The organism is Halomonas icarae (assembly GCF_009901955.1).
GTDB lineage: Bacteria > Pseudomonadota > Gammaproteobacteria > Pseudomonadales > Halomonadaceae > Halomonas > Halomonas icarae.
In genome coordinates this window covers 1-10,288 of record NZ_WUTS01000022.1, presented here as the reverse complement: position 1 = coordinate 10,288, position 10,288 = coordinate 1, and the positions used below count along the sequence as shown (strand labels likewise).

Annotated in this window: 11 protein-coding genes; 5 read left to right on the top strand and 6 right to left on the bottom strand. The window is 62.2% G+C overall.

Going from position 1 to position 10,288, the window contains the following annotated elements:
• Window positions 1-299 precede the first annotated feature (299 nt).
• Window positions 300-902: a helix-turn-helix domain-containing protein gene (locus GRB80_RS16090; protein ID WP_161424429.1), complete on the bottom strand. Its 603-nt coding sequence runs from the start codon at window positions 900-902 to the stop codon at window positions 300-302.
• 224 nt (window positions 903-1,126) lie between these two features.
• Here GRB80_RS16090 and GRB80_RS16085 point away from each other — a divergent pair, with 224 nt between their 5' ends.
• The 5 genes from GRB80_RS16085 (at window position 1,127) to GRB80_RS16065 (ending at window position 5,498) form a co-directional block, all read left to right on the top strand.
• Window positions 1,127-2,191 (top strand): type 2 periplasmic-binding domain-containing protein, encoded by a 1,065-nt coding sequence (locus tag GRB80_RS16085; RefSeq protein ID WP_161424428.1) that lies wholly within the window; start codon window positions 1,127-1,129, stop codon window positions 2,189-2,191.
• Window positions 2,192-2,310: 119 nt separating this feature from the next.
• Complete coding sequence (locus tag GRB80_RS16080) at window positions 2,311-2,826, top strand: TRAP transporter small permease subunit (RefSeq protein WP_161424427.1); 516 nt, start codon at window positions 2,311-2,313, stop codon at window positions 2,824-2,826.
• On the top strand, window positions 2,823-4,151 hold the full coding sequence (locus GRB80_RS16075) for a TRAP transporter large permease (RefSeq protein WP_161424426.1): 1,329 nt from the start codon (window positions 2,823-2,825) through the stop codon (window positions 4,149-4,151). Before GRB80_RS16080 ends, GRB80_RS16075 begins: the two co-directional genes overlap by 4 nt.
• Before the next feature lie 31 nt (window positions 4,152-4,182).
• Window positions 4,183-5,220 (top strand): Ldh family oxidoreductase, encoded by a 1,038-nt coding sequence (locus tag GRB80_RS16070; RefSeq protein WP_202597378.1) that lies wholly within the window; start codon window positions 4,183-4,185, stop codon window positions 5,218-5,220.
• Window positions 5,221-5,300: 80 nt separating this feature from the next.
• A complete protein-coding gene (locus tag GRB80_RS16065; RefSeq protein ID WP_132041870.1) occupies window positions 5,301-5,498 on the top strand; it encodes a hypothetical protein in 198 nt (65 codons plus the stop codon).
• Between the two features lie 148 nt (window positions 5,499-5,646).
• Here the strand turns inward: GRB80_RS16065 and GRB80_RS16060 are convergent, their stop codons facing one another.
• The 5 genes from GRB80_RS16060 to GRB80_RS16040 form a co-directional block, all read right to left on the bottom strand.
• Complete coding sequence (locus tag GRB80_RS16060; RefSeq protein ID WP_132041869.1) at window positions 5,647-5,862, bottom strand: hypothetical protein; 216 nt, start codon at window positions 5,860-5,862, stop codon at window positions 5,647-5,649.
• A gap of 222 nt (window positions 5,863-6,084) precedes the next feature.
• Window positions 6,085-6,945 (bottom strand): ABC transporter permease, encoded by an 861-nt coding sequence (locus GRB80_RS16055; RefSeq protein WP_161424425.1) that lies wholly within the window; start codon window positions 6,943-6,945, stop codon window positions 6,085-6,087.
• A 22-nt stretch (window positions 6,946-6,967) separates the two neighbouring features.
• Window positions 6,968-7,825, bottom strand: coding sequence for an ABC transporter permease (locus GRB80_RS16050; RefSeq protein ID WP_132041867.1), 858 nt, complete (start codon window positions 7,823-7,825; stop codon window positions 6,968-6,970).
• Window positions 7,825-8,925 (bottom strand): ABC transporter ATP-binding protein, encoded by a 1,101-nt coding sequence (locus tag GRB80_RS16045; RefSeq protein WP_161424424.1) that lies wholly within the window; start codon window positions 8,923-8,925, stop codon window positions 7,825-7,827. The genes GRB80_RS16050 and GRB80_RS16045 overlap by 1 nt, the downstream gene beginning before the upstream one ends.
• A 5-nt stretch (window positions 8,926-8,930) precedes the next feature.
• Complete coding sequence (locus tag GRB80_RS16040; protein WP_202597377.1) at window positions 8,931-10,007, bottom strand: extracellular solute-binding protein; 1,077 nt, start codon at window positions 10,005-10,007, stop codon at window positions 8,931-8,933.
• Window positions 10,008-10,288: the final 281 nt, after the last annotated feature.

Sequence of the window (10,288 nt, the reverse complement as noted above, 5' to 3'; positions counted from 1 at the left end):
GCGCCGATCTTCCAGGTAGCCGACTATGGCCTGGTGGCGGATCTCTTCGACGCCCTGCCGGAGCTCGAGCAGAAGCTCTGATAACGATCGTGATCTTCCAGGTCGCGCTCTCGATGAGCTGCGGCCTGGTAGCTGACCTGTTCGACGCTCTGCCGGAGCTCGAGCAGAAGCTCTGATAACGATCGTGATCTTCCAGGTCGCGCATCTCGATGAGCCGCGGCCTGGTGGCGTATGTCTACCGAGACCGGCGGGTACCCCGATGGCCATGACGTCGCCACAATAGGTCATGGCCATTTCGTTCAAACGCTGCTGATCCACAGGATTCGAGCCGGCTTCGGGCTCTTCGAGATCACCGCATGACCCATCTGGCTATCCAGCGCCAGGCTGTCACCGACCTGGAGGCGAACAGGCTCATAGTGCTCGGTCCAGACCTCCACCTCCCCCTCTTGCACGACTATCTGCTCCTGTCCGGCGTGCTTCTGTAGCTCGCCAAATTCCTCGATGTCGGTGTTCAGCACCGTCGTGGCAAACACCAGGAAATCCTTGGTGAGCATTTCGCTGCAGAGCAGTTCGAAACGGTAGTTGGGTGTTTCCACCACGGAACCGTCCCCCGCACGGGTCAGCGTACGCCAGCCGCTCGGAGAGCTACGTTCGGAGTAGTAGAACAGCTCGCCGACCTCTACCTCCAGGGCCGCGGCGAGGCCGACAATGACATCGTAGGTGGGAGAAAGACGGCCGTTCTCGATACGCGAGATGCTGGCCGCTGAAGTGCCTGACGCCGTGGCCACCTGGGCGATGGTTAGTCCCTTGGAGAGACGCAACGCCTTCAGGCTCTTGCCAATGGAGCCAGGTGTGCGGCGGCGCTCCAGGGGCCGCGGAAGCATGGACGAGGTGTCACTCATGGCGCCCTCTCTTTTCAACGATGATAAGAATATATCTTGATAATCAATGATATGCGCGTTAATTTGCCGATTTTGACTTAAAGTTGCGTATATGCAATCCTGAATCAGGGTCCCGAAAGATTCAAGCAGCTTCATGTGGTGTTGGCCGCAGCCTTCTCGTGTGGTGCGGCTTTTTTCTTTCTTGATGCCCGACTCATACACAAGAAGACCTTTAGAGGACCATCATGAACAACAGGAATCGACTGGTTGCGGGCATCACTCTGGCGACTGCCATGGCGACTGCCACCACAGGTGTGAGCGCGGCCGAGACGGAGTGGAAGATGGCTACTCCTTGGGGTGGTGGACCCTGGCTGGAGCGTGATGCTCAGACCTTCGCCGACTACGTGAACCAGCTGACCTCCGGCGATATCGAGATCGAGGTTTTTCCGGGAGGGACCCTGGGTGGCGCTCTCCGCGTCACCAACACCGTCAAGGCGGGTGTTGCCGATGTGAGCCACAACTACATCAACTATGACTATGGCACCGACCCGACGGCTGCGCTGCTGGCCGGCCACTCCAGCGGTCTGACGCCGGAAGAGTTCATGATGTGGATGTATGAGGGTGGTGGTGCCGAGCTCTACGAAGAGTTCCGACGCGAGGTCTTCGATGTCGTGGCCTTCCCGTGCTCGATCCTGGGTACCGAACTCTTCCTGCATTCGAACAAGAAGGTTCAGACGTTGGAAGACTTCCAGGGACTGCGACTGCGGACCTCGGGGGCCTGGGCAGAGATCGCTTCGCGCCTGGGGGCTTCCACCGTGGTCATGGCCGGGAGTGAGATCTACAACGCCCTGGATCGTGGGGTGATCGATGCTGCCGAGTGGGGTAGCCCGGAGATGAACAAGCCCACTGGCTTCCAGGATGTGGCGCAGTATGTCGTGCTGCCTGGTGTGCATCAGTCGGGGGGCTTCCTGGAGTGTCAGGTGAACCAGGACGCCTGGGACGAGCTGGATCCTGAACAGCAGGAGCTGATGCGTCTGGCCGGCAAGCTCAGCGTGTTCGACTCCTGGCTGGCCAGCTCCTACGCCGACCTGGAGGCCTACCAGGAGCTGGTCGACGGCCCCAACGAAATCGTCCAGCTCGATCCCTCCTTTATCGATGCGATCTACGAAGAGACCCGGAAGTGGGAAGATGAGCACGCCGCGGACAACGAGTGGTTCGCGCGTGTGCTGGAGTCCCAGCGTGAATTCAAGGACTCCATGACGACCTGGCAACAGTACCGTCTGCCCATCGGGGCAATGGGTCGCGAGTAACGGCCAACACCTTCGACTCGATGTCGCGTCAGGAAGAGAGAGGCTCTCCAGCCTCTCCTTCCTGACGTCAGCGTTTGGGTATTGCGTCCCTACCGATAATCCCGTCTGGGAAAACTGAAATGAAACTGATCCATACGATTGAGCGACTGACCCGCTGGGCAGGTTGGTTAGGTGCGCTGCTGACCTTTCCCCTGATTGCGGCGCTGGTGTACGAGGTATTCAGCCGCTATGTGCTTGGCAGGCCGACGCTCTGGGCCTTCGAGGTCAGCTATATGGTCATGGGGGCAATCTTCATGCTGGGCATGGCCAATGCCTTGCGCCAGGGCCAGCATGTGAGCGTCGATCTGTTGAGTCAGCGCTGGACAAGCCGGACCAATGCCGCGGTGCGGCTGACAGGATATGTGCTGTTTCTCCCTGTGCTGGCGTGGTTGGCGTGGGAGCTCGGTGAGTATGCCATCGACGCGTTCGAGAGTGGTGAACGCTCCGGTCGTTCGGCCTGGAACCCGGTGGTATGGCCGGTATTTCTTAGCTGGTGGCTCGGCTTTCTGCTGCTTCTGCTCCAGGTGGTCGCGGAAATCATCAAGGCGGCAGTAACGCTGCGGGGCAACTCATCCATCGAGGAGGGCTCTGCATGAGTGATTTCCTGTCGCTGGCCATGTTTCCGGCCCTTATCGGTTTGATCATTACCGGCTTCCCGATCGCTTTCTCCATGATTCTGGTCGCCACGCTGTTTGGCATCTTCCTGTTTGGTGATGCTGCTGCCTACCAGCTACTGACCAAAATCGAAGACACCGCCTCCAACTCGATTCTCGCGGCGGTGCCCCTGTTTATCTTTATGGGAGCGATGCTCGAGCGCTCGGGCATCGCCGAGCGCCTGTTCACGGCGATTCACTTCTGGACACGGCGACTACCCGGTGGCCTCGGGGTCGGGGCGGTCGTCATGGGTACCTTGTTTGCGGCGGCGAGTGGTGTGGTGGGTGCCACCGAGGCGGTGATCGGCCTGCTGGCCATTCCGGTCATGCTCAAGCACAACTACAGCAAGTCCCTGATGTCCGGCACTATCTGCGCGAGCGGCTCGCTGGGAACCGCCATCCCTCCTTCGATCACGGTGGTCGTGCTGGGGCCAGTCGCCAGCGTCTCGGTGGGGTCGCTGTTCAGCGGGCTGATGATGCCGGGCTTCCTGATGGCCATCCTGTTCCTGCTCTATATCGTGCTGGTGGCCTACCTGAAGCCTGACATGGCGCCGCGAATGCCAGTGGAGGAGGGCGACGATACAAGCTGGGGCGAGAAGGTGCGCGTCACACTGTTGGCGTTATTGCCCACCCTGGCACTGATCATGACGGTGCTCGGTACCATTCTGCTGGGTATCGCGACGCCGACCGAAGCCGCGGCCTGTGGTGCGCTGGGCGCGGTGGTGCTGGCTCTGGCCTACCGTACCTTGAGCTGGGACGTGCTGTGGAACTCTGCACTACGCACCCTGAATATCTCGGCGATGATCCTGTTGATCGTGCTGGGTGGCAACATGTTTGCCGGTGTCTTCTTCGCTGCCGGCGGGATGGCGACCGTGCAGTCGCTGTTGATGGATACCGGCATGAGCCCCTGGATGGTGATCGGCATGATCCTGTTGATCGCCTTCCTTGCCGGCTTCGTGCTGGACATGATCTCGGTGGTGCTGATCGTCATTCCGGTGGCCATGCCCATCGTGCGTGCCCTTGGTTTCGACGAGATCTGGTTCTGCGTGGCATTCCTGGTGGTCATGCAGACCAGCTACCTGACCCCGCCGCTGGCGCCATCGATCTTCTATCTCAGAGCGATTACGCCACCCGAAGTGACCCTTAGGCACATGTATGCCGGCGTGGTGCCGTTTATCGTGGTGCAGCTGATAGTGCTGGCCTTAGTGCTGGCTTTCCCGTCCCTGGCGATGTGGTTGCCTGAGCAGCTGAGTGGTCCGTCATGGTGACGAGTGTTGAATTTTCACGGAGCATGATTTGATGAAGGACCTTGAAGCGCACCAAGAGGCGACCGTCCACCTCGATCGTGATGCCCTGATGAGCCTGTGCCGAAAGGTCCTTGCGCATCATGGCTTCAGCGATGAGCAGGCCGGCGCCCTCGCCGGCACGCTGGTGGCCGCCCAGCTGGATGCGAGCCACTCCCATGGCATCTATCGCTTGCTGGGTATCATCGACACCGTCAGGAAGGGGGGCGCCGTTGCCGATGCGGCCCCCGAGGTGGCGGACGTGGCCCCCGGCGTGGTGCGTGTCGATGCCAAGGGGGGCTTTTCTCCCTGCGCCTTCGAGCTCGGCCTGCCGCACCTGGTGGCCAAGGCGCGTGATGCGGGGATCGCCCTGATGGCGATCAATCACTGTGTGCATACCACCGCGCTGTGGGTCGAGCTCGAGCGGCTGACCGAGCAGGGGCTGGTGGGCATTGCCTGCAACCCGACACAGGCCTATGTGGCTCCACATGGCGGCAAGCAACCGCTGCTGGGTACCAATCCCATTGCCTTCGGCTGGCCCCATCCCGGCGATGCGCCGTTCATCTTCGACTTTGCCACCAGTGCCATCGCAAGGGGGGATATCGAGCTGTATCGGCGTGAGGGAAGGGCGATCCCCGAGGCGTGGGGCGTTGATCGTCATGGCGCGCCCTGCAGCGACCCCGCCGAGGTGCTCGATCATGGCGCCATGACCCCCTTCGGCGAGCACAAGGGGTCGGCGCTGGCGATCATGATCGAACTGATGGCCGGCCCGCTGATCGGTGATCTGCTCAGCATCGAGTCCAGCGAGCATGATGAGGGGCGGCGTGGATTGCCGTATCATGGTGAATTGATCATTGCCATTGACCCTTCGCGCCTGACGGGGGAGGCGTCGAGCGCCCATATGGAGCGCTCGGGGCGCCTGTTCGAGGCGATCCTTGGGCAGGGGGCGCGTCTCCCTTCTCAGCGCCGTTATCGCGAACGTACCCGTAGCCTGGAGCATGGGGCCGAGGTGCCACTCGCGTTGGTCAATGATATCGAGGCGCTGCTCGACTGAGCGGCGTCAGGGGCCGGGCGAGGGCACTGATACCCGCTCGCCTGCCCCGTTCGAGCCGACACTTAAAAGGAGTTATCCGAATGTTTAAACGCCATCTTTTCGTGCTGGTAACGCTGCTGGCGGCCCTGGTAATGGCCGGTTGCAGCTACACGCCAGCACGTATCAAGTCCGAGCCGTTGATCGAGATCGACGATGGCCGCCATCACGACCGTGACCATCGCCATGGGCATGGTGGCGATTTCTGTCCGCCGGGGCAGGCCAAAAAGGGGCGCTGCTGACCAAGTCCTTGCCTCTCGCTCTTGCCTCAAGCCATCGGCACACCGCTGCCGGCTCCCGGGCCGCAGTGTGGTGGTCACATGGTGGCGCGGCGAAACTGAAGTCAACCGCTGGATGAATGTAGAGGCCGGCTGGTGGTGTAACCTCGACCTAGTCGCCAGGCGGATGGTCCTTCATTTCCTTGTCTGCTAGGGCGGCCGCCACGGCCTCTTCCCATTCACCTTCCGTGATGTCCCACTGCTTCATCTCCTTCTCGTCGGCGGGACCCTCGGCGGCCTTGCGCAGCTGCTCTTCGGAGCCCTTCTCGTAGCAGTGCCGGGCAAAGGCCCGGGTCTTGGTGTCGTTCAACTGGTCGATCACTGACATATTGCTACCTCCTCTTTCCTGAGCCTTGAGACTGCCTGGTCCATGAACCAGGGCGATATGGCATCGTTTGTTGCTGGTGGGCCTGGTCGGTCAGCTTCACCCTGGTTAGGCAGCCGTACCCAAGGCAGGGTGCCACCGCCACGGCCGATACTTCAACTCGGCCGGTGTTTCAACTTGCCAAGTGTGTTGCAACTCGACAGGCCTTCCATCCACCAAGAAGGCTCAGGCGTTGCTGCCGGAACCGCGCCGCAGGACCAGAGCGGCCAGCAGGGCCGAGGCCACCATCAGCACCAGGGCCGCGGCATTGAGCACCGGGGTGGAGCCCTCACGCAGGCGGTTGAACAGCGCCACGGTCAGCGGGGTATCGCTGCCGGTAAGCATCACCGTGGTGTTGAAGTTCTCGAACGACATCAGGAATGCCATGGCGGCGGCGCCGAAGATGGCCGGCAGCAGCCAGGGCAGGGTCACGGTGAACCAGGCCACCAGCGGCGTAGCGCCGAGGTTGAGCGCCGCCTCCTCGAGCTGGGGGTCGAACTTGCGCAGCCGAGCGGCAATGACCAGGGTGCTCAGGGTAGTGATGAAGCTGACCTGACCCATCACCACCAGCGGAGTGCCGGGACGAAACAGATCCAGCTCCACCGCCCAGGCGCGGGAGACCTCGTTGGCCATGCCGCTGTAGAACACCAGGATCGACACACCGAGGATCACCCCGGGAATCACCAGTGGCAGCAACAGCAGCAGATAGAGAAGCTCCTTGCCACGGAAGTCGAGCCGCTCGAACAGCACGGCATTGCCACACCCCAGTGCCACGCTGACCAGCGTCACCCAGAACGCGATCTTGACGCTGACCCATAGCGCCGCGAGCAGACCGCTGTCGTGGAAGAAGCCGGTACGCCCGTCACTGCCGTCGGCGATGAACCAGTCCAGGGTGGCCCCCTTCCAGGGCAGCGAGGGGAAGGGCGCATCGTTGAAGGCAAACGTCGCCGTTACCAGCAGCGGCAGCGCCAGGTAGATAAAGAAGGCGATGAGGTAGGCCAGGTAGAGGCCATTGAACCAGCGCGAGCGCGGTACCGAACGAATCATCCGCTTATCCTCACCATTCGATTTAGCCCATGACCTTGCGCAGCGACTGGCCGGTCAGCTTGAGCCCGAGCCATACGATCAGCGACGACAGCACCAGCAGCAGTACCCCCAGCGCCGCCCCCTGCTCCCAGTTGAAGCGGGTGATGAACTGGGTAAAGATCTGGCCGGTGAACCAGGCGCTGTCCTTGCCCCCCATCAGGATCGGCGTGAGGTAGCTGCCCAGGGTCAGCATGAAGACCACGATGCAGCCGGAGACGATGCCGGGCATGGCCCAGGGCACGACGATTTCCCGCATGACCGTGACATGGCCGCCGCCCAGGTCGTAACCCGCCTCGACCAGGTTGTCGTCCATGCCTTCCAGGGTGGTGACCAGGGGCACCACCATGAACAGCAGCCCGTTGTAGACCAGCCCGACGATCACCGCCACATCGTTGTAGAGCATCTCGACCGGCTCATCGGCCCAGCCCAAGGCCTGCAGCGCGGCGCTGAACAGTCCGCTTTCGCGCAGCAGGATCATCCAGCCATAGGTGCGCACCAGCTCGCTGGCCCAGAACGGCACCAGGCAGGCCAGAAACAGCCAGCCCTTGGCCCGCCCGCGTGCCAGCCGGGCGATATACCAGGCCACCGGGAAGGCGATCAGCAGGGTGATCAGGGTGGTAAATAGCGACATCACCCCGGTACGCAGGAAGGTGCGCCAGTAGTAGGACTCGGTGAAGAAGTTGCGGTACTGCTCGACACCGAAGGCCAGGGTGTCCCAGCTTTCGCGTACCTGAAAGGAGACCCGCAGCATCTGCACATGGGGCAGCAGCACCAGCAGCACGATCCATAGCACGAAAGGGGTCAGCAGCAACCACAGCGAGAGCCGGCCAGTCGAGCGCATCAGCTGGCCTCCGCGGCAAACACCCGCGCCAGCTGCGGCTCCCATGCCAGCGTTACGCTGGACCCCTCCTGGGGTGCCGGCACGCTGCCATCCTGAGGCAGGCGCACATAGCAGCGCTCGCCGGCCGCCTCGACCTCCACCCGGCTGTTGGCACCGTCGAACAGGGTGGCGCGTACCCGGGCCGTCAGCGTGCAGTGCCCCGGCTCGGCAGCGCCCAGCACCAGGGACTCGGGGCGGATAAACAGCTCGGCTCGGTCGCCTATTTTCGGTGTCGGATGATGACCAGAGTCGGCCAGCCGACCGCTGACCGAACGACCATCCGCCAGCGCGACCTGCGCCAGCTCGCCGTCTCTCGCCAACAGCTTGCCGCCGAGACGGTTGTTGTCACCGACGAAGCTTGCCACGAAGGGAGTGGCGGGCTCGCGATAGAGCGCTTCGGGCGAGGCTACCTGGTCGAAGCGGCCGTCACGCATGACTGCAACCCGGTCGGACATCACCAGTGCCTCGGACTGATCATGGGTGATATACACGAAGGTGGTGCCGAAGGCCTTCTGCAGGTTCTTGAGCTCGACCTTCATCTGGTCGCGCAGCTTCAGGTCCAGGGCGCCGAGCGGCTCATCGAGCAGCAGCAGGGTGGGCTTGAGCACCAGGCAGCGCGCCAGGGCCACGCGCTGGCGCTGACCACCGGAAAGCTGCTGGGGGAGGCGTGTTTCCATGCCGGCCAGCCCAACCTGCTCCAGTACCTCGGCGATGCGGCGCTGCCGCTCGGCAGTCGGAACCTTGCGGCGCTTGAGGCCGTAGGCGATGTTGTCGCCCACGCTCATGGTGGGAAACAGCGCCAGGTGCTGGAAGACCATATTGACCGGGCGATGATTGGGCGCGACATCGTTCATGCGTTGGCCGCGGATCATGATGTCGCCCGAATCTGGCCGGTCGAAACCGGCCAGCAGGCGCAGCAGCGTGGTCTTGCCGCAGCCCGAGGGGCCCAGGATGGAGAAGAAGCTTCCTGCAGGGATTTCAAGCGATACCTGATTCACGGCGGTGTGCGATCCAAAGCGGCGAACCAGGTCCTGGCAGTGCAGATCGATATCAACTGCCATGCCGGTCACTTCGCGGCCTGGACGCGATCCAGCACCTGGCCTTCGGCGGCCTCGAGACCCGGGGGTACCGGCGGATACCACTTGATGTTGTCGATGGCGTCATCATCGAAGCTGGCGCGATAGGCGTCACGCAGATCGGCATCGACGAACTCGTCGGCGCCCTTGGAGGCCGTGAAGTTGCCCGAGGCGTTGGTGATCTTGGCGGCGATCTCCGGCTGCATCACGAAGTTGATCCACTGGTAGGCGGCATCCTCGTTCTCGCTGCGGCGCGGAATGGCGAAGGTGTCGATCCAGCCAAGCGCACCGGACTCCGGCGCCACGAAGTTGATCGCGGGGTCCTCGGCATTCAGCTTCCAGCCGCCGGCATCCCAGGCCATGGCGGCCTTCACCTCGCCGGTACGCAGCAGCGACAGCAGCTGGTCGCCGCCGGTCCAGTAGGTCTTCACATTGGCCTTGCAGTCGATCAGCTTCTCTTCCACCTGGGAGAGAATTTCGCCATAGGCGTCCTGATCCTGATAGGCGGCGAAGGGGTCGAGACCCATGGAGAAGGCGAAGCCCATCAGTGTCGGACGCTTCAGTCGGTAGCTGACCTGACCGGCCACCTCGTCGTGGCACAGATCGGTATAGTCGGTGACGATGTCCTTCACGCTGTCATGCACGATCAGTCCGCTGGTGCCCCACACCGCCGGCACGCCATAGTAGTTGCCATCGAGCTCGGTGGCCTGCTGGGTTGCCTCGATCATCGAGGCCTGCAGGTTGGCGGTCTCCAGACGGCTGTAGTCCACCGGCTTGTAGACATTGAACTGGCGCTGCACGCCGACGATGCGGTCCTGGCTGGGCTGGGCCAGATCGAACCCTGCTCCGCCGGTGGCGCGCAGCTTGGAGATCATGTCCTCGTTATTGGAGAGGGTGATCTGTACATCGATGCCGGTCTGCTCCTCGAAGGCTGCCACCACCTCGTCGGGGGCATAGCCGCCCCAGGTGATGATCCTCAGCTCTTCGGCCGAGGCCGCGCCTGCCGACAGCCCCAGGGTCGAGGCTAGGGCGACCATTGTTAGTGTTGTTGTACGCATCTTTGTCATGAGTGTCCCCTTGAAGGTGGTAGGCCAAACATTCGTCGATGGTGATAGACCCAAGGAAGGTTATAGCCCATAAGTGACACCTTTGTGAAACCGGGAGGGGCCAAATCGGCAAGGGAGAAACCAGGAAGTGTGAAACCGACAAGCCATGCAAAGGGACAGGCATGCCGGTTATCTCGCTGAGAGACGTTGCGGGTTTACACTAGGCTAAGTGCCTATTCAAAATTAATCGCGTTATCAGTTCCATAGCTACCGAGCAGCCGGTGTACCTCATCACAGAGGCG